This is a genomic window from Microcoleus sp. MOSTC5, from assembly GCF_036701825.1.
Taxonomy (GTDB): Bacteria; Cyanobacteriota; Cyanobacteriia; order Cyanobacteriales; family Microcoleaceae; genus Microcoleus; species Microcoleus asticus.
In genome coordinates this window covers 37742-58733 of the sequence record NZ_JAUBRK010000046.1, presented here as the reverse complement: position 1 = coordinate 58733, position 20992 = coordinate 37742, and the positions used below count along the sequence as shown (strand labels likewise).

Genomic DNA, 20992 nt, shown 5'->3' with positions numbered 1-20992 from the left:
GTTTTATGAATATTGCTAGCCTATAGTCAGGTACGCATGGTGTACCCTACACTATAGTAAAGCGCGCATGGCGCACCCTACGGTATACTCAGCAGTTTGATTGTATAATAAAAGCTATTTATGCAGATTATCATCATCACGGCCGCCGATGCAAATTACTTTGAATTGGTGCGAGGCACTATTTTATCGGTGCGGGAAAAACCAGAGGGTGAAAATGTGGCGATCGGCTTTTTCGATCTCGGCTGCACTCCCGAACAGTTGCAGTGGCTGGATACACAAGTTAATATCATTCAAAAGCCAGATTGGGACTTTGACTTTCCTGGCAGAAATGAAGCTCCCGAACATTTAAAAGGATTATTAGTTAGACCTTGTTTGCGAAAATACTTTCCCCATTTTGATATATACATTTGGATAGATGCGGATGCTTGGGTTCAAGACTGGAGAGCCATTAATTTGTTGGTTGAAGGAGCATCGCGCCGGGGACTGGCAATTGTTCCCGAAGTTCACAGAGCTAGCTTGCAGCAGTACGGGCAACTGCCTCAGTTTTGGCAGTGGGTTTATCAACAATACGAAGCTAACTTTGGTGAAGAAATCGCTAATAAATTCTACAGTTATCCGATATTAAATGCCGGAGTTTTCGCCCTCCGAAAAGATGCTTTGCACTGGAAAATATGGGCTGATAAACTCAATCAAGGATTGCAAAAATCCGGCTGTGTCATGACAGATCAATTTGCCCTGAACCTCGCTGTTTACAGTGGCGAATTGTTCAATCTCACTGAAATGCTCCCAGCTTGGTGTAATTGGATATTCAACGGTTTTCCGGTTTGGGACAAGCAGCGAGGCTGTTTTGTGGAGCCGTACTTGCCACAGGAGGCGATCGGCATTTTGCATTTAGCTGGCCGCCAGCAGTTTGACCGAGTACAATTGATGGCAACTGACGGCGACATACTGGAAATCAGCGTCCGTTACCAACCTAAAAAACACGAAGCAGTACAAATATTTCAAGAACCCCAAATGACTTACCAACAACCTGAAATTAGCAAAAATAATTTATTAAATCCAGGGGATTATGTCTCGCCAGGGTTCCAAATAATTATACCTGACTCCTATTTCCCCAATATGATTGTTGCCGATCCAAATACGAGTAACTGGCCTTATTTGCGCCGGGAAGTTCCGCATAATTGGTATGCAGACAAGCGCTATCCATTCATCGGGTTTTTGAATCGCGACGAAGCCCACATTCTTTACAATACAGCCCTCCAATTCAAAGGTAAAAAAGCATTAGAAATAGGTTGCTGGCTAGGTTGGTCTGCTTGTCACTTAGCCCTCGCAGGAGTTGAGTTAGATGTCGTCGATCCGCTGTTAGAAAGAGAAGATATCAGACAAAGCGTAATCGATTCAATTCAAGGCGCTCTAAATGCGTCGGGCGTTCAAACATCAGTCGAGCTAATACCCGGCTATAGCCCCCAAAGAGTAGAAGAATTTTCCGCTCAATTCAACCGCAAATGGTCGTTAATTTTTATTGACGGAGAACACGGAGGTGATGGGCCGTTAAATGACGCAATTGTTTGCGAAAAATTGGCTGAGGAAGATGCAATAATTTTATTTCACGATTTAACTGCTCCAGATGTTGCTCAAGGTTTAGATTACTTGAAGCAAAGGGGATGGCAAACGGTAGTATATCAAACAATGCAAATTATGGGGGCTGCTTGGCGGGGTAATGTCGAGCCAGTAAAACATCAACCGGATCCTAATATTTCCTGGCAGTTGCCAGCACATTTGCAGGGTTACAATATTAGCCGTTTAGAGACAATTAATTCTCAAACAGCCAGCCAAACTAATCAAAACCAACAGTCATCTTATACAAGAGATTTTTACCAATTAATCGGAGAAGGAACTCGCGCTTCTGCTAGAGAAATTATTCCCCTGCTGTTAGACTTGCTGCAACCCATTTTACCTAAAAGTGTGGTAGATGTGGGCTGCGGTACGGGAAGTTGGTTAGCTGCGTTTCATAAGTTGGGAATTGCTGATTGTTTGGGAATAGATGGCGATTATGTCGATCGCACTATTTTACAAATTCCTTTAAATCAGTTCCAATCCGCCGATTTAAAGCAACCGCTGCAAATAAATAGAAAATTTGACTTAGCAATTTCTCTGGAAGTTGCCGAACATTTGCCGGCTAGCTGTGCCGAAAATTTTGTTAATTCTCTCACTCAACTAGCACCAGTGATTCTGTTTTCTGCTGCGATACCATTTCAAGGAGGCGTCGAACACGTTAACGAACAGTGGCCACAATATTGGGTTTATTACTTTCAGAAAAACGGCTATGCAGTTATTGACTGCTTGAGAAAAAAAATATGGAACAATGACAAAGTAGAGCCTTGGTACGCTCAGAATATCTTGATTTTTGTCAAACAAGAATACTTGTCGAGATATCCAAAGTTAGTAAATGAGTATCAAAATACTAATTTGAATCAATTAGCGATCGTCCATCCCAAGATTTATCTTTACAGCTTGCAAGCTGCTAGAAATTCGGCACAGAATTTACAATCAGAAAGTGTCAAACAAGTTTCAGCATCGCCACAATTGGCATATCGACCTTTGGTATCTGTGATTATTCCCTGCTACAATCAATCTCATTTTTTGCTGGCAGCAGTAACTAGCGTAATTAACCAAACTTACAAAAATTGGGAAATTATCATTGTCAATGACGGCAGCTTAGATACTACCAGCACAGTTGCCAAAAATTTAATAGTAGCAAATCCCCAATATCAAATTAGGCTTGTAGAACAAACAAATCAAGGGCTTTCAAGTGCTAGAAATGCTGGCATAGCAGCAGCAAACGGTGAATACATTATGCCTTTAGATGCCGATGATATCCTAGCTGAAAACGCCTTGACTGACCTTTTAGAAATATGTTTAAAATCAAATGTACCTTGCGTAGCATTTGGTTCTTATCAAATGTTTGGCACTGAAAATCGCATAGTACCCAGTTACGAGTTGTATTCTCCCGAAAATATCAAGCAATCTAACATGATTCACCCGTCTTCACTCTATCACAAATCTATTTTGGATTTGGTCAGCGGGTACAAAGTTGGGATGAAAGAAGGTTACGAAGATTGGGAGTTTTGGGTTAACTGCCACAAGCACAATATCCCCTTTTTGGGAACGAGAGAAGTAGTTGTCAATTATCGGCGTTCCCAGGGTTCTATGTTGGCAAAAGCTCAGCAATATCATCAAAAGTTGGTAGCACAAATTGTTTGTTACAACCGGGAACTTTACGATATGGAAAGCGTGAATAGTGCTAAAAAGTTCTTGGGACAAATCGCAAGTTAATCTTGATTCTTTATTCTTTAGGCTGCAAAAGCGGACGTTGTTTGTGTAGTAGCGAATTTTATTAGCCGGAAAAAATAATTGTTAAAGCGAATTTGATATAACATCAAGAAAACGCTTAACCTGTTTTTCCCAAGTCCAATTGAGCATAAAATTAGCCGCAGCTAAACCGCGACTTTTTGATTCTTCGCGATTAGTATAAATTTGCTCCAAAGCCTCAACAACTTCTGCAACCTCAGACTCTCCCCAACCTTCTACACCGGAAAAATGAGCAGTCGGTTTAACTCGTCCCTGACTCGATAAAGGATAGCAAATGTTATGGTAAATCAAGTCTAAATGACCAGTATTTGCTGATAAAATAGTCGGAATTCCGCAGGCCATACTTTCCATCGCGACTAAATTAGTTCCGCCTTCGCAGCGGTTGGTGAAAACAGCGCAGTCGGCTTCTCGCAAAATTTGTCCGGCGAGGTGATTGGGAATTAAGCCGATGTCGATAAAAGAGTCAGTCGGCAAACCGTTAGCCGCTAACCATTGGGAAATTCCTAAACTTCCGTCGCGGTTGATATTGGGAAGTCCGGCAACGTTTCCGGTTTGTTCGATTCCTAACATATACTGAGGCCAAAAATTGTGCCATGTTGTTAATAGCAAAGCCTCTGGATGTTTGGCGCGAAATCGTTTGAAAGCGGCAATTACAATATCTTGACCTTTGCGATATTCCAGTTTGCCGCCAGAGAAAATGACGAAGCGATCGCCAAATAGATTAGATTTGGGTGCAGGATGAAAAATTGCGGGGTCAATTCCTTGATTTACCATCGCCACATTAGTCAAGCCACAGCTTTTCAAAACATCCGCATTCCAGTTAGAACCGGCGACAATTGCGCTATATTTTTTGGCTTTTTCTAGTGCTTCTGCTGTGATTCGCGTGTCTTCAAAAAATATGACTCCTATTTGAGAAGCGCTGGTAATTTGATTCTCAACTCCAGAGGATGCTAAATTATTCCCCAAAGCGTAAAGTACGGGAAAGTTGCAAGTAATCTGTTTGTCTGAATTTGCGGTTACTAATTCCTGAAAATATTTCTGCTTTTCTACTACCGGTAATAACAGGGATTTATGCAGCGGATTGATAGATTCTGAGGTGATAGATGGCGGTACTAAAAGTGCAACTTCCCAGGCGGAATTTCGCAGCAGTTGCAGTGTTAAATTCATGCCGTAAATTCCCCAGCCGCTGGTGATGCTGACTGGCCAACTAATGCCGATTCCGGTAATTTGTGGGGGAGTTTCTGGGCGTTGGATTTGAGACTGATCATCAGAATCTGCGTTGCCAGGCTCAGCCTGATAACGAGTAGATTGTAAGGGCGGTGCCTCCGTGCCCGCCCTCTCTAGCAAGGCTGCTTTTATACGATCGCAAACTCCATCCCAGTCACCCGCTTTTTGCTGGCGAAACAGACGCACAGTGGGATACCAAGGGCTATCTTCGCGTTCCAGCATCCACCGCCAATCGGGAACAAAAGACAGCAAAACCCAGACTGGTTTGCCTAAAGCACCCGCTAAATGAGCCACAGCAGTGTCAACACAAATTACTACATCCAGTTGGGAAATAATTGCTGCGGTGTCGGCAAAATCGACGCAATGTTCGCTCAAATCTTCAATTTGCTGTTGATTTAATAAAGTGATATCGCCTGCTGACAGATCTTTCTGAAGGCTGTAAAAACTCGCTCCCGGAACATCTAAAAATTTCACAAAATCGCTCAATTTACACGATCGCTGATGATTGTTGCGGTGCAGCGGGCCGCCCGCCCACACAATACCTACTTTTAGTTGATTGTTCGGCTCTAGGGAAAATTTAAAATCCTGTGGCGGGGCTAAATAAGGAATATTCGCCGGTAGATTGTCCAAAGTCGTTCCCAGAATTCGCGGCAAACTTAGCAGCGGGGCTTGCACTTGAAAATCCACCATATCGCTCGGCCGCACTACTACTCGATCGACTCCTGCAATTCCTTCAAATAGACGCTTCAGCAAGACATGACAAGCCACAACAACTTTGCCACCTTTTTCCTTGACTAAAGGTGCGTAGCGGATAAACTGTATCGTATCGCCAAAACCTTGTTCTGGGTGCAATAAAATTGTTTTTCCCTGCAAATCAGAGCCGTCCCAAAGTGGTTGCTCAAAATAGCGCTGCTCCAATTCTTGAGTTTGCCAGCGCGATTCGTACTCCGTAAAACCGCGCTCATAATTTCCAGTTAAAAGCAAAGCTAAGGCTAGTCTCAAGCGCCAATTTGGCGAGTTTGGACATAGTTGAATTGCTTTATTGTATAAGTCGATCGCCTCTGCGACTTGTCCCTGATCTTCGAGGGCGGAACCCAAGTATAAGTTAGTTTCAGCCTGGTTGGAATTAATTTTTAGCGATTTTTGGTAATGAGCAATAGCCTCGGCTATTTGCCCGTTTTCCTGTTTGAGATAACCTAAATAACTGTGGGCTTCTGCGTGGCGGGGTGAGGCGGCAATTACTTGTTCGTAGCGAGCGGCTGCGTCTGCTTTTTTCCCTTGTTTTCGTAAGGCATTTGCTAGGTAAAATTTTACCTGTGCGGGCGATAAGGAAAATCGAGGCAAAGTCTCGGGATCTGCGTTACCGGGATCTTCCTGGGAACGAGTAGAGATTAGGTGTTTTAAGGCTGTTTTTACCCGATCGCAAACTCCCATCCAATCCCCCGGTGTTTGCTGCCGAAACAGCCGCGCCGTCGGATACCAAGGGCTGTCTTCGCGTTCCAACATCCACCGCCAATCCGGCATAAAACAAAGCAAAATCCATACGGGTTTACCCAAAGCACCGGCTAAGTGCGCGACAGCGGTATCCACGGAAATTACTAAATCTAGTTGCGATATCACCGCCGCAGTATCGGCAAAATCGTTCAAATTGTCGCTCAAATCTATAACGGGAATTTGAGTTAACAAAGTACGATCGCCCGGCGATATTTCTTTCTGAAGACTGTAAAAACTGACACCGGCAATATCTAACAATTGCATAAAATAGCTTAAGTCGCTCGATCGCTGAAAATCCTTTAAATGTTCCGAACTTCCCGCCCACACAATCCCTACTTTGAAATTGCGATCGGAATTTAGGGAAAATTGCCAATTCGGCGGCGCAGCTAAATAAGGAACATTTGCCGGTATATTTTCTAAATTTGTTCCCAGAATATGCGGCAGACTCATCAGCGGTGCTTGCACTTGGAAATCCGGCAATTCATCCATCCGAACCACCACTTGTTCAATCCCAGGAATATGCTTAAACAAACGCTTCAGTTCTTGATAGCAAGAAATGATTACTTTGCCGCCTTTTTGCTGCACAATTGCCGCGTATCGCACAAATTGAATCGCATCGCCCAAACCTTGTTCGGATCGGAGCAATATAGTTTGCCCGTTCAAAGCTGAACCCTCCCAAACTGGTTGGTCAAAATTCAACCGTGGCAATTTTTTCGCCTGTTCTGTTTGCCAGCGCCACTCGTATTCTGCTAAACCGCGCGGTAAGTCCCCAGTCAACAGCAATACTAAGCTTAAATTGAAGTGAGCCTTAATACAGTTGGCATCTATTTCGAGAGCTTTTTTATAACAGGCAATAGCCCGATTAGCGTCTCCTAATTGTTCAACAGCACTGCCTAAATTAGTAAATGCTTCTACATAACTTGGATCTAATGATATTGCTTGTTCCAAGCTATAAATTGCCTGTTCTATTTTGCCCGCACCCAAGCATAAAGTTCCCAGGTGATAGTGTCCTTTAGGATTGTTCGGTTCTGCTTCAATTGCACGCTCGTAAAGGCGTTCTGCTTCGGCTAACTGACATTTTGCTTGCAGCGCCACACCCAAATTTACCAGGACTGGCACGTAATTGGAATTGACAGAAAGTGCTTGATGAAAACAGGCGATCGCACTCGGTAACTCGCCCTGCTTCTGGAGTGTCGCGCCGAGATTGTTGAGAGCTTTGACGTAAATCGGATTCAGGGCAATCGCCTTTTGAAAGCAAGATACAGCATCGGCTATATTGCCTCGATCTTGCAGCAAAATACCCAAGTTATTCTGCGCTTGAGCGCAGTTAGGGTCGGTTTCGATCGCGCGCTGATAATAGGTGGCAGCTTCGGCTAAATCGCCTGTTTGGTGCAGCGTCACTGCCAAATTAGTGGCGGCTTCTATCGAATTCGGCTGCAAAACTAAAGCATTTTTAAAATAAGCGATCGCCTCGGCAAATCTACCTTGCGACTTGAGAAAATTTCCCTGATTGAACTGTTTTTGATATAATTCAATATTGGTTTGAGTTTCTCTTGACGGTAGAGCTTCTTGATGCTGGACAATTTTTTCTCTGAGCGCCAAACTAGCTTGTTCTAAAACTCCTTTCCAATCCCCCGCTGTAGACTGGCGAAACAGCCGCGCCGTCGGATACCAAGGACTATCTTCGCGTTGCAACATCCACCGCCAATCCGGCACAAAACACAGCAAAATCCACACTGGTTTGCCCAAAGCACCAGCCAAGTGCGCCACAGCAGTATCTACAGAAATTACTAAATCCAGAGCCGATATTACAGCCGCAGTATAGGCCATGTCTTGCAAATTAGAGCTTAAATCTGTTACGGGCATTTGCTCTAACAAAGCGCTATCGTCTGCTGTCATTTCCTTTTGCAAGCTGTAAAATTCTGCTCCCGGAATATCTAACAGTTTGGACAACAAATTTAGGGGTAACGATCGCACTTTATTTTGGGAATGTTGAGAATTTCCAGACCACACAATCCCTATTTTCAAATTAGCAGTTTGGCGAATAGTACATTCCAAACCGGGCGGCGAAGCTAAATAAGGAACATTCGCCGGTATACTTTCTAATGTTGTTCCCAAAAGGTGCGGCAAACTCATTAGCTGCGCGCGAACGTGAAAATCCGGCGCATCCTCTGGATTAACTATTAATCCATCGATTCCCGCAACTTGTGCAAACAAGCGCTGCAAGTGCGGCAAACACCAAACAATTACCCTACCGCCTTTCTGCTTGACTAAATCTGCGTAGCGGATAAACTGAATTGCATCGCCTAAACCCTGTTCCGGGCAAAGCAAAATAGTTTTTCCTTGCAAATATTTGCCGTCCCAAACCGGCTGTTGAAAACTGTAGTCCGGGTACTCTTTTTGTTGAACCAGCAGTCGCCATTCGTACTCGGAAAAACCGCGCTGAAAATCTCCCGCCAGCAGCAAAGCTAAACCTAAATTTAGGTGACATTCGGGGCTAGCGACATTGAATTTAACTGCTTGGCTGTAGTAGGTGACAGCATCCGCAAATTGTCCGCGATTGTGCAAAGCACTTGCCAAACTGTAGAGGGGATTGATATAACCGGGTTTGAGTTCGATCGCACGACGGTAACAATCGATCGCCTCTGCCATTTTTCCCGCTTCCTCAAAAGCTTTGCCGAGATTGTTCAAAGCTTCTGGAAAGGCGGGTTTCAGGCTCAAAGCTTGCTGATAGCAGGCGATCGCATCTTCAATTTTGCCCTGTTTCTGCAGGACAATTCCCAGATTGCAGTGAGCCTGCGCACTGGCTGGCAATGCCTGAATCGCTTGCTGGCAAACAGCTATATCCTCATCCAACTTATCTGGGCTTGACAGCGAACTCCCGAAAGCGAGATCGGTTTCTGCCAAATCCGGTTGCAGCGCCAGAGCTCGATCGTGGTATGCGATCGCATCTGGAATTTTGCCCTGTCGGATCGAGGCGTATGCTAAATGATGCAGGGCATCCACATAATTTGGCTCGATCGCGATCGCCCGTTCATAATTCGCGATCGCTTTCCCTTCCTCCCCTTGTCCCTCCAAAGCAATTCCCAAATTCAAATAAGCCACCGCGCAATTAGCATTGACTTGAATCGCTTGCTCGTAGCACCTTACAGCTTCCGCAACATCTCCTTGCTCTTCCCGCAACAGGCCCAAATTAATCAGCGCTTCCGCGCAATTCGGGTTCAAAGAAAGCGCCCGCTCGTATTCTGCGATCGCCTCTTCAGTCTCCCCTGCTTCCGCGAGCGCGCTGCCCAAATTGCTTGCAGTTTCCGCCAAATTCCGGTCGATTGCTAGGGCTTGTCGGTAGTGCGCGATCGCCTCTGTTAGCCTGCCCGTTTGCTGTTTGACAACGCCTAAATTGCTGTAGGCGGCTGCGTAATTAGGATCGATCGCGATCGCCCGCTCATAACATTCGATCGCACCGCCAAAATCGGCTTGCTGCTGCAAATCCACGCCCAACCGAAACTCTGCATCCGCCGAATCCGCCGGCACAAATGCCGCAGTAACCGCGCCTAAAGCTTCCCCAACCCGAGCGAAAACACCCTCCCAGTCGCCCCGCTGATGCTGGCGAAACAGCCGCGCCGTCGGATACCAAGGACTATCTTCACGCTGCAGCAGCCACCGCCAATCCGGCGAAAACGCCAGCAAAATCCACACTGGTTTGCCCAAAGCGCCCGCCAGATGGGCGACAGCGGTATCGACACTAATGACTAAATCCAGTTTGGCGATCGCAGCAGCAGTATCGGCCAAATCCCCAAAATGCGGGCTCAAATCTACGATCGGCGTTTGATTTAACAGCGCGCGATCGGCCTCGGAAACCTCTTTCTGCAAGCTGTAAAAACTTACCCCCGAAACGTCCAAAAGCGGCAGAAACTGGCTTAAACTGCAAGAACGCTGCTTGTTTTTGCGGTGTTTTGGATTCCCCGCCCAGACAATCCCAACTTTCAAATTGCGATCGGGCAGAAGCGTAAATTCAGCACCTGCAGGCGGTGATAAATAAGCAGTATTTGCCGGTATTGTTTCCAGCTTTGTACCGAGAATATACGGCAAACTCAACATCGGCACTTGCACGTCAAATTCCGGCAGCGGCTCGCCTTTAACTATTAGCAAATCAATGCCGTCAACCGTTGCAAACAAACGGTGCAATTGCGGGTAACAACCAACAATTACCCTACCGCCTTTATTTTTGACACTCGCAGCGTAGCGGATAAACTGAAGCGAATCGCCTAAACCTTGTTCGGCGTGCAGCAAAATAGTCTTTCCCACCAAATCAGAACCGTCCCACAGGGGCCGGTATTCTCTCGCCGAAACTGTATTTTCCGGCCCCGTCAAAAAACACGAGTGACCAGTGTGAAATTCTTTAATTTCCCAGCGCCACTCGTATTCTGCCAGACCATTTTCCAAATCTCCCACCAACAGCAAAGCCAAGGACAAATTCAGGTGAGCGCTAGCGTGGTTGGGGCTTAAATGAATCGCCCGTCTGTAACAGGCGATCGCATTTTCTACCGCGCCTTTTTCCAGAAACGTCCTGCCTAAATTGTTGATAGCTTCCACAAAATTCGGCAGCAATTCTAGAGCTTTGTGATAATACTCCAGCGCATCTTCTAAATTGCCCTGTTCTTGCAACACTGTTGCGAGATTGTTGTAAGCTTCCCAACTATGCGGATGAATTTCCAGCGCTCGCCGGTACAGCTCGATCGCCCTTACAAGTTCGCCTTTTTCTTGCAGCGCCACCGCTAAATTAATCAGGGCGGGAACGAAATCCGGTTGAGCGACAAGAGCTTGCTCGTAATGCGCGATCGCCTCTTCCACTTGACCTTGTTCCTCAAAAATTTTTGCCAAGTTGTAAGCTGTTTGAGGAATATTTGGATCGATCGCTAAAGCTTCTTGGTAATGCGGGATAGCTGCATCTAATTCGCCCTTTTCTTGCTTGAGAAAACCAAAATTAATCCGCGCTTGGACGCAATTTGGATCAAGAGATATTATCTGTTCGTAAAGAGCGATCGCCTCTTCTTTATCGCCTGTTTCCATTAAATGCTCTGCTTGCCGCAATAAATCGTCTAAAACAACCAAATTATCGCCAGCCGTGCCGATCGCAACCGATGTCTCAATCCCCTGCGATTGCTTAGCTGCGGAGCCTTCTGCTAACACTTCGCTCGCCATCAAAAATATTTGTTTACTCTCTTGAACCACGCTTGCACCTGTCATTTTGAGAGCCACAGAATCGAGGTCAGGCGTATTATTAGCAGTCATTGCGAACGAAACGAAGTCAAGCTGAGCTTGGGCAGAATCCTCGGAATAACTAGCAGTATTGGCGATCGCGAATAAACTCAAAGCCGCCTTTACTTCTTCAAACAATTCTTGCCAACTTTCCGGCTGACTTTGGCGGAAAAGCCTCGCAGTTGGATACCAAGGATTGTCTTCACGCTCCAGCAGCCAACGCCAGTCAGGAGCAAAAGAAAGCAGCACCCAAACCGGTTTTCCCAAAGCACCGGCTAAGTGCGCCACAGCCGTATCCACACTAATCACTAAATCCAGTTGAGATATCGCCGAAGCGGTATCAGCAAAGTCGCTCAAATGCGGACTCAAATCCGGCACTAAGTGTTGGTTCAACAAAGTGCGATCGCTCTGGGACAAGTTTTTTTGTAAACTATAAAAAGCGATTCCCGGAATATCCAAAAATTGAATAAAATCGCTCATACTGCAAGAACGCTGATTGTTTTTCCGGCGCTGCGGGTTCCCTCCCCAAACAATCCCTACCTTCAATTTTGCATCAGAAGAAAGCGCAAACTTGCACTCATCAGGCGGAGCTAAATAAGGAACATTTGCCGGTACTGTTTCCAGAGTAGTCCCCACAATTCGCGGCAAACTCATCAGGGGTGCGTGAACGTCAAATTCTGGCAAACCTTCAAGACTAACTGATAAATATTCAATGCCGGCAACTGTCGCAAACAACCGCATCAGTTCTGGATAGCAAGCCACCATAACTTTAGCGCCTTGGCTGCGAATAATTGGCGCGTAGCGAATAAACTGAATAGAATCGCCGAAGCCTTGCTCGACGTGGAGTAAAATAGTTTTCCCCTGCAAATCCGAACCATCCCAAACAGGCTGTTTAAATTGCCTGGGCGATAGTTGCGGAGTGCGCCACCGCCACTCGTATTCAGCAAAACCCCGCTGAAAATCTCCGAACAATAGCAAAGTCAAACCTAATTCCAGGTGGGCGGTGGCGTTGTCTGGCTGCAATTGCAAGGCTCGACTGTGACAAGAAAAAGCCTCTTGAAATTCTCCTAAATCGACCAAAGCGTGTCCTAGATTATTAATAGCCTCCACGAAGTCTGGCTTTAAGTTTAATGCTTGTCGGTAGTGGGATATTGCTGCTTTTACATTGCCTTGTTCGTGGAAAAATGCTCCTACATTGTTGTGAGCTTCGGGATTGTTTGGCTCTAGTATTACAGCTTGCTGGTAGCAGTTGAAAGCTTCGGCTAATTTCCCCTGCTGTTGCAGAACTGTTCCCAACCCCATCAGAGAATATGTCAAATTTGGATTTAATTTTAAAGCGTGGAGGTAATAAGCTATCGCCTCGTTTAAGTAATTTTTTTGTTTAAATAAATGTCCTAAGTTGTGCGCTGTTTCGTGCAGGTTGGGGTCGAGTCGCAGCGCTGTTTGGTAATATAAAATAGCTGCGTCTATTTCGCATAATTGCTGTTTAATCCAGCCCAAATTATTGTAGGCGAGTGCGGAATTTGGCTCGATTTTGATGACTTGTTCGTAACTGGCGATCGCCCTTTTATACTCGCCTACATCCAGCAAAACATTAGCCTTATTTAAATGTGCTTCTACAAAATCGGGGTTTTGGGCGATCGCCTGTTCGTAAAAGTCGATCGCTTCGGCAATTTTTCCCTGCTGTCTCGCCGCTATTCCCAACAAGCACAGCACGTTTGCTGATTCCGGCTGCACTTGTATTATTTGCAGGTACAAATTCTCAGCTTCTAACAAACGGCCCGCTTGGTGATGTTCCCAAGCTAATTTCAAAGAGTCTTCGGCACCCAGTTTGCAAGCAGATTTCCGAATTTTTTTTTGAGAAGCCATAGTAGTCTTTGTTGTTTGGGAGTTAGCTAACTGGTGATTGTCAAATTGTTCTAATTTGTTAACTCTTCCTTCCTTCTTCCTTCCTTCTTCCCCATTCCTTCTTCCTTCTTCCTTCTTCCTTCTTCCTTCTTCCTTCTTCCTTCTTACTTCTTACTTCTTCCTTCTTCCTTCTTCCTTCTTCCTTCTTCCTTCTTCCTTCTTCCCCTTCTACCCCAACAAACAAGCTGCGGGAAAAATCAGATATTCTAAGAAAAACAACTTCCAGATAAACTGATAAAATGCAGCAATTTCTATTTTATCGTCCAAATCAACTTTCGCGCTCCAAAACCACATCAAACCCAAAGCCGCCAAATGAGAAACTGCCAGAAACACTAAATTAACATTAGACAATACGATCGCTCCCGCCAAAGTCGCGCCCAAATAACAAACCGTCAACACCCAGCGAGATAAATTAAACACTGCCGGCTTGCCCAGCTCAATCGTAAACGTAGTAATATTATATTGCTTGTCCCCTTCCATGTCGGGGATATCTTTAAAAATGGCGATCGCAAACGTAAACACCACGACAAAAACCGTCAGCACCCAAACTTCCGCAGGAATCGCAAAAGACACACTCTTCAAACTCCAGCCAGAAAAAGCGCTTTTCGCCGTTCCCAAACCCAACACCCAATTAAAGTGCAAAAATAACCCTAAATTTACGATCGCGCCCCGCACTGTAAAAATGCACAGTGCCGCCCAAAAAGGAAAACGCTTCAGCCGAATTGGCGGCAGAGAATAAGCAGTCCCGATCGCCAAACTAACGCCAACAGTAGCCAGCAAAAACGGGCCTTGTAAAACAGCCGTCAAAATTGCTAGAATTCCCGTGGCAATTACAATTAATTCTCCGGTTTTCCGAGAAAACACTCCCGAGGCGATCGGCAAATACGGCTTATTAATTTTATCAATCTCAACATCTTCTAACTGGTTCAATCCCACAATATAAATATTGCCGCAAATGCAAGCCAACCAGGCAAAAGCTAGGGGCAAAAATACAGGATTCACAAACAGCCGCGCGCTTTGGGCGATCGCGTACAAAGCCAATACACTCAAGCTAGTGCCCACAATTGTGTGCGGTCGAGAAAACTCCCAAAACGCCCTCACCCAGCTTTGCGGAGCCGAGCCATTTTTATCAATCCAAGACTTGCCAATCGAATCGTTGCTCATAAAACTCACACCCGCACAAAAAAAATAACATTCTGTAGGGTGCGCATTGCGCACCTTACTCATTCATGTCAAGAATCGCCTAAAACCCTTTATATCTCTCGTTTATAACCTAGTATCGCTCCCTCTCGCATCCCCCTTAAGAAGACTCACTTTGAGCGCTCTTCTCCCTTTTTAAGGGGAGTAGGAAGTGAGTAGGAGGCAAGTTAAGGGGCGAGCGAGGGATTAATAGTCAAACAGTAGACTGATACTAGGTTTAATCTTAAGTTGACACCCATGCTCCGAAGAACACCTTACCCCTTAAGCCAAAACTCAAAACTTCTCCGATCTATCCCTGTTATTTTACAGCACAAATCAGCCCGAAACGAATCAATCCGCTCTGATATCCACGGCTCATCAATCCGAGAGCAAGTGCAGCTTGAAAAGTCGTCCAACCGCTCGTTAGCAAACCCCAAATCGCGCTCGGAGTCAAAGCAGAATCGATCACAACATCCCAAAAAGGAGCAACAGCTTTTGACCAATCAGCGGTGCGAATACTTGTCAAAGGCAAACTGCGAACAATTTCCTCGTATTCCGGCAAAGAAATCACATAAGGCAAAGCATAAACCCGGTAAATTTCTGCCAATTCCTTTCTCTCTTCATCAGTTAATTCTCCCGCCGTTTCTCCCACCGGGCGGTGACACCAAGTTGCCAAAATCAAAGTTCCTCCCGGCTTGAGCACGCGGCAGCATTCCTGCAAAAACTTAATTTTGTCGGGCATATGTTCGCCACTTTCGAGCGACCAAACCAAGTCGAATGACTCGTCAGAAAAAGGCATATTCAAAGCATCGGCTACCAAAAAATTGACATTGCTTTGAGCCTCGGCAATTTTAGCGCGTTCGGTCGCTCTGTCGGCCTGTACCGGACTCAGAGTAATCCCGGTCGCTGTAACGCTAGCGCCCGTTTTATTTGGTTCGGGCGATCTGCTAAAATTACGATCGCTCCCGCCATCCAACTTTAAATTATTTTGAGCGATCGAACTAAACTTTTCGGTCAAATACAGCGTGCTGCCGCCGATCCCGCAACCGACATCGAGAATGCGGTAAGGTTCACAGAGTGCCTTCTCTGAGGGAACTCCAGCCCAGCCCAGCAGTTCTTCTATCAAATCTATCTGAGCCTGTCGGCGCTCTTTTTTCAAATTGCCATCCGGGCCGTAGTAACCGTGGTGCATATGTTCGCCCCACACCTGCTCCCACAAACCGCTAGAAGCGTCGTAAAGTTGCTGAATTTGCTGGTAAAGTGTTGATGTCATCGCCGGATTGCAAGTTATTAAAGGAATTCTACCGTTATTTTCCCGATGTTGTCATAGAATTTGGCGATTGAGTTCGATCGACCGCAGGCACTCGCCAGACAGAGATGTCTTGATTTCAAGCCCGACGATCGATTTGTGGCTTCCCTCTCAAACCTCAAATCTCAAATCGATTTGTGGGTTCCCTCTAAAATCTAAAATCTAAAATCTAAAATCTAAAATCGAATGACTGTCTCGCGAACCATTGCTTTGGGCTTTCTCGCCGTCATCCTCGCAGGTACTCTACTACTGATGATGCCCTTTTCCACAATTGATGGAACTTGGAGCGATCCAATAACAGCACTGTTTACCTCTACTTCCGCTGTCTGCGTCACCGGCTTGTCGGTTGTGGATGTCGGAAAATATTACTCTTTTTGGGGGCAACTGTGCCTCGTTTTACTGGTGCAAATAGGAGGCTTGGGCTACATGACAGCCACGACTTTCTTGCTGCTGTTATTGGGTCGCCGCTTTTGCTTGAAAGACAAAATTGCCCTGCAACAATCTCTCGACAAATCCGGGCTAGCCGGCGTAGTACAACTCGTGCAGTCAATTCTAGCAACAACGCTTTTGTTTGAATTAACAGGAGTGTTTTTGCTGATGACGGTTTTCGTCCCCCAATACGGATTTAAAGACGGTGTGTGGTCTGCTATATTTCACAGCGTTAATGCCTTTAACAATGCTGGTTTCAGCCTGTATTCAGATAATTTAATCCAGTACATCAATTCGCCTGTGATTAACTTCACAGTCAGCGGTTTAATCATATTTGGGGGAATCGGTTATCAAGTAATTATGGAAATGTACCTGTGGCTGCGCGATCGCTTCAACAAAAGCCCTATTTGCACAGTTTTTTCCCTGAATTTCAAAGTCGTTACCAGTACAACTGCTGTTCTTTTAATTTTAGGAACCCTAGCTTTTTTGGTGCTGGAATACAACAACCCAGCAACTTTCGGTCCTCTCAATTTTCCTCAAAAATTGATGGCAGCTTGGTTTCAATCTGTTACTCCCCGCACGGCGGGATTCAATACAATTGACATTGGCAAAATGAGCGAAGCCGGGTTATTTCTGACCGTTGCGCTGATGTTTATCGGCGCAGGTCCCGGCAGCACCGGCGGTGGCATCAAAACCACAACTTTTCGGATATTATTTTGCTGTACCGCAGCAGTTCTCGAAGGCCAGGAAGATGTGGAGTGCTATCAGCGCCAAATCCCGCCAGCAATGATTCTGAAAACCATTAGCGTAGTCTTCGGTTCCCTGTTGGTCGCGTTCACATCTGCAATTTTAATTGAGATGACCAATCCCCAAGTAGAATTTATCGCAGCGCTGCTTGAGGCAGTTTCAGCCTTTGCCACGGTCGGTCTTTCCACAGGAATTACAGCCAAGATTTCAGCGATCGGTAAGTTGGTTTTGATTGCTACAATGTATGTAGGTCGGGTTGGCGTGTTGCTGCTGATGAGTGCTGCCTTCGGCGACCCAAAACCCAGGTCTTTTAAGTATGCTGAGGAAAGTTTGTTAGTCGGATAAAAAAATCCTGCCTCGTTGCTGATAATCTAAACAATGGGTGACAACCCAAATCAACTTTTACTACTTACCCAAAAATCAAAAGGAGGCGGCGCTGTGTCTGCTAAAATTTAAACAGCAAGACGCTCAGCGCTGGATATTCAGTGAACCTGTCATCTTTAAATTTTTTTCGGACTTTGCGCGCCGAAAACAAGCAGTTTGCAGTTATTGGTTTGGGACGCTTCGGCAAAGCTGTGTGTTCGACTCTGCACGGCTTGGGTTACGAAGTCTTGGGAGTTGACACCGATGAAAAAAAAGTAACTCAAGCTTTGACCGATCGTATTGCTGCTCACGTTGTGCAGTTAGATTCTACAGAGCCTAGCGCTCTTGCGGAAGCGGGTATATTTGAATTTGAAACAGTGATTGTTGCGATCGGCAATTACCTAGCAGAAAGCATTACCACCACCCTAAATCTTAAGGAAGGCGGCGTAACTCACGTAATAGCCAAAGCTTCTTCGGAAACTCACTTAAAACTGTTGAAAAAAGTCGGCGCAGATCATGTAGTTTTTCCCGAACGAGAAATGGGCTGCTCTTTAGCCCGAATTCTTACACAACCCAGCATTTTAGAACGCTTTGACCTCGACCCAGATCACAGCATCGTTGAGTTGCTCGTTCCTGAAAAGTTTGACGGTAAAACCATCTCGGAATTGGATCTCCGGCGCAGGTACGGTTTGAACTTGCTAGCAGTCGGTCGCGCCGACAAGTTCGAGATCAATCCGCAGCCAAACGAACGCTTGAAAAAGGGCGAGGCGATGGTAGTAGTTGGTTCTAATAAAGATATCAATCGCTTGCCAATTTAACAGCTCGCCATTTGACGCACATACAGCCACACTCCTCGACTCAGAAACCCGGTTTCTTCGGTTCCGAGTGCCTAATTCCTAAGCAAGTCTTGCGGGATTTGTGAAAATTTTAGCCTCCCACAAACCCGGTTTATCTTAGATAAACTGGGTTTTTCTGTCGATTTTTATGTTCTAATTTTTAACCGAAATATCTAAATTGAATTTCACCAATGCTGGGGTTGCTTCCGCTTTGGCGACCCCATCTGAGAACATAGTCAGACAAATTGCGAAAATCTCAACAAGGTAGCAGCAGCCGATCGCGCTCCCGCAACTGTCTTAAGCGCTAGCCCTGAAAATTCAGCCAACGTTCAAGATTTTTTGCAGGTAAGCTTTGCCCAAAACCACCACCGCCAAGACTAGAGCGAGTTCAACAGGCCAAGGACACACCGCCACAAACCAAATTAACGAACACACTCCAATAATTGCAGCTATGGGAGCCGGAATTCCGTCTAGCGTTCTGTTGTCAGTCCCCACAGCCACCAACCAAGCAATAAAGCAGACCGCCAACGGAATCAAGCAAGTTGTGAACATGATTTTTACCCCATCAATTTTTTTACATATGGCATCTCAGCATAATTTACAATACATCAAAGATTCGGAAATGCACCATTAATTGCGATATGATTTAAGATTAACAAATTAATACTCTGGGGTGATATATTTTGTAATTTTTAGCTTCGCATCTCTCTAAAGGCAGAAGTAGGTTGGCATCCGGCAGGATTTGGGAATTTTTATTTCGGCAGAAGTGCTTTTGCTTTCTACCTTGAGATTAATTGCGATGCGCCCATATCTGCAAGTTATAGTGAGGATTGCAGGCAGTTACTGTAGAGCGTGAATCAATGCTGGGCAAATTTTTTCGCAAGCCAGAATCAGAAAACAGCGATCGCGTCCCCCCGGGTCAACACCTCGCCAACGGCTTTCCCGTGCTGACCTACGGCGATACACCCTCGGTCAGCATCGACAGTTGGGAATTTAAAGTCTGGGGATTGGCAAAACCAAAAACCTTCACTTGGTCGGACTTCCAGGCCATGCCCCAAAGTAACTTTACTGCGGATTTTCACTGCGTCACCCGGTGGTCAAAACTCGACGTGCAGTGGACGGGAGTCAAAGTCACAGATTTTATGAACTACATAGAAGTCGATCCGAAAGCTTTGCACGTCCTGGAACACTGCTACGGCGGCTACACCACTAACATTGCGATCGCCGACTTCCTCCGAGAAGAAAACTTTTTCGCCCACACCCTCTTCGGCGAACCTCTATCCCCAGACCACGGCGGCCCGATGCGGCTGGTAGTTCCGCACTTGTACGCTTGGAAAAGCGCTAAATGGATTAACGGCTTGGAGTTTACCGAAACCGAAGAACTCGGTTTTTGGGAACGCAACGGCTACCACCAGCGGGGCGAACCTTGGGCCGAGGAACGCTACAGCGGTTTGTTTTGATGCGGTCGATCGGGAGCAAGGACTTGCCCAGAGCTTCTATATACGGTATTTGTTAAGGAGCAATCCGCTCTTGTACCGCTTCAATCTGCTCCCATCCCATATAGTCGATCGTATCTTTGGGAGGGATCGGGGCGCTGGATCTATTTAATTTAACCTAAAGACGTAAACCCAAAGATCGCAGTTTGTACGTAATTTACCCGATAGATAAACTACTTTAACTTTCATACGCAAGTCCCAAAAAACAAATATTCCCAGTTTCGGGTTAATATAAAACTTCTCTACCTGTCAGCGGGCAAAAATATCACCGTATATATACTTAAGTGTTTGTTATTGAGGATTTAGACTTGAGAATAAAATAAAAAATTAGCGTAAGCCCGCTCCAAATCAGTTTAGTTGCTGGACGCTCCCATGCCGGCGACTGCAAGGTTTAAAGCCACAATTTGTATAATTATTTGTGTGTATTTTGAGGGTTCGCTCGCCCTGCAAGCCGATGCGATCGACAGCATTTGTGAAGGATGTGTAAAGGCTGGGTAAAGAATATGTCAAAAATTACATAAAGTGCCAAAAATACAAAAAAGTATCGCATAATGAAATTATTAAGAGCCTATCGAAAAAGGAACAGATTATGAATACCAAACTATTATCCGCCCTAACAGCTACCGCAGCCGCCACAGCTATGTTGGGCGCCGCAGCTCCAGCTCACGCATTCTCCTTTGGTACCAACGGCATCTCATTCCAGCAAGATACAAGTGTCACCTTTAAGTTCAAAGAATCTCACGGTATGTACCAATCCTCTTTGGGAATCTACACTGTGAATGACTCGGCGATCTCTAAAGTGGCCAACCTGTTTTCGGAAACTAAATCCTCAGACAACGAGTGGGAAAACGAATGGAAAGGAACTCTGGGCAATACAGTCACGGGTTCTGGCTCGGCAGTATTCACATTCCTGGCAAATCAAATTTATACTTTGGGACTCGACAGCGGCGACGATGGCACTGTCTACTCAAGCTCAGCCTTGAACTCCAACACCCAGCTAGCCGTGTTTGGCGGGCAATCGGAACTGTGGAACGCACTCGGCAAAGAAACAACGAACGTCTTCCAAGCTGCCGGACAATTCACAAACGGAACAGGTTCTCTGTTTAATGGAGGCACGCTAATCTCCTTCGACGATCGCGGTAACAGCAACGACGCAGACTTCCAAGACTTCGCAGTGAGCGCAGAAGCAGTTCCCGAACCAATGACAATGACTGGTTTGGCTCTCGGTTTGGGTGGCTTGGTTGCAGCCCGCCGCCGCCGCGCTAGCAAGACGGCTTCCTGATTTTTTCAACTGCAACAATCTGCTCAATTTCGTTTGGCAAAATAGAATACAATTTGGAGGCGCGCTAATATAACATCGGCTCGCCTTTTGC

The 20992-nt window shown here is 45.8% G+C and carries 11 protein-coding genes; 6 read left to right on the top strand and 5 right to left on the bottom strand.

From position 1 onward, the window contains the following. The first annotated feature begins 120 nt into the window (after positions 1 to 120). On the top strand, positions 121 to 3336 hold the full coding sequence (locus tag QUA54_RS23375; protein WP_333416499.1) for a glycosyltransferase: 3216 nt from the start codon (positions 121 to 123) through the stop codon (positions 3334 to 3336). A gap of 81 nt (positions 3337 to 3417) precedes the next feature. Here the strand turns inward: QUA54_RS23375 and QUA54_RS23370 are convergent, their stop codons facing one another. The 4 genes from QUA54_RS23370 to QUA54_RS23355 form a co-directional block, all read right to left on the bottom strand. Further along, positions 3418 to 13221 carry a tetratricopeptide repeat protein gene (locus tag QUA54_RS23370; RefSeq protein ID WP_333416498.1) on the bottom strand — a complete coding sequence of 3268 codons (9804 nt, stop codon included), beginning with the start codon at positions 13219 to 13221 and terminating at the stop codon, positions 3418 to 3420. 58 nt (positions 13222 to 13279) lie between these two features. Then, a complete protein-coding gene (locus tag QUA54_RS23365) occupies positions 13280 to 13444 on the bottom strand; it encodes a hypothetical protein (RefSeq protein WP_333416497.1) in 165 nt (54 codons plus the stop codon). Next, the gene (locus QUA54_RS23360; protein WP_445301578.1) at positions 13429 to 14424 is read right to left on the bottom strand and encodes a homogentisate phytyltransferase; all 996 of its coding nucleotides are present in this window, start codon (positions 14422 to 14424) and stop codon (positions 13429 to 13431) included. The genes QUA54_RS23365 and QUA54_RS23360 overlap by 16 nt, the downstream gene beginning before the upstream one ends. Before the next feature lie 334 nt (positions 14425 to 14758). Continuing rightward, positions 14759 to 15712 carry a methyltransferase domain-containing protein gene (locus tag QUA54_RS23355; RefSeq protein WP_333416495.1) on the bottom strand — a complete coding sequence of 318 codons (954 nt, stop codon included), beginning with the start codon at positions 15710 to 15712 and terminating at the stop codon, positions 14759 to 14761. Between the two features lie 222 nt (positions 15713 to 15934). On the opposite strand from QUA54_RS23355, the gene QUA54_RS23350 reads away from it, so the two are divergent. Next, a complete protein-coding gene (locus QUA54_RS23350; protein ID WP_333416494.1) occupies positions 15935 to 17269 on the top strand; it encodes a TrkH family potassium uptake protein in 1335 nt (444 codons plus the stop codon). Between the two features lie 140 nt (positions 17270 to 17409). Beyond that, positions 17410 to 18105, top strand: a complete 696-nt coding sequence (locus QUA54_RS23345) for a TrkA family potassium uptake protein (protein ID WP_333196539.1) — start codon at positions 17410 to 17412, stop codon at positions 18103 to 18105. A gap of 336 nt (positions 18106 to 18441) precedes the next feature. Here QUA54_RS23345 and QUA54_RS23340 read toward each other — a convergent pair whose 3' ends face one another. After that, positions 18442 to 18675, bottom strand: a complete 234-nt coding sequence (locus QUA54_RS23340; protein ID WP_333416493.1) for a hypothetical protein — start codon at positions 18673 to 18675, stop codon at positions 18442 to 18444. A gap of 308 nt (positions 18676 to 18983) precedes the next feature. On the opposite strand from QUA54_RS23340, the gene QUA54_RS23335 reads away from it, so the two are divergent. From QUA54_RS23335 to QUA54_RS23325, 3 genes are all read left to right on the top strand, one after another. Then, positions 18984 to 19583, top strand: a complete 600-nt coding sequence (locus QUA54_RS23335) for a sulfite oxidase-like oxidoreductase (protein ID WP_333416492.1) — start codon at positions 18984 to 18986, stop codon at positions 19581 to 19583. A 408-nt stretch (positions 19584 to 19991) separates the two neighbouring features. After that, positions 19992 to 20117 carry a hypothetical protein gene (locus QUA54_RS23330; RefSeq protein ID WP_333416491.1) on the top strand — a complete coding sequence of 42 codons (126 nt, stop codon included), beginning with the start codon at positions 19992 to 19994 and terminating at the stop codon, positions 20115 to 20117. 91 nt (positions 20118 to 20208) lie between these two features. Continuing rightward, the gene (locus tag QUA54_RS23325) at positions 20209 to 20901 is read left to right on the top strand and encodes a PEP-CTERM sorting domain-containing protein (RefSeq protein WP_333416490.1); all 693 of its coding nucleotides are present in this window, start codon (positions 20209 to 20211) and stop codon (positions 20899 to 20901) included. Positions 20902 to 20992: the final 91 nt, after the last annotated feature.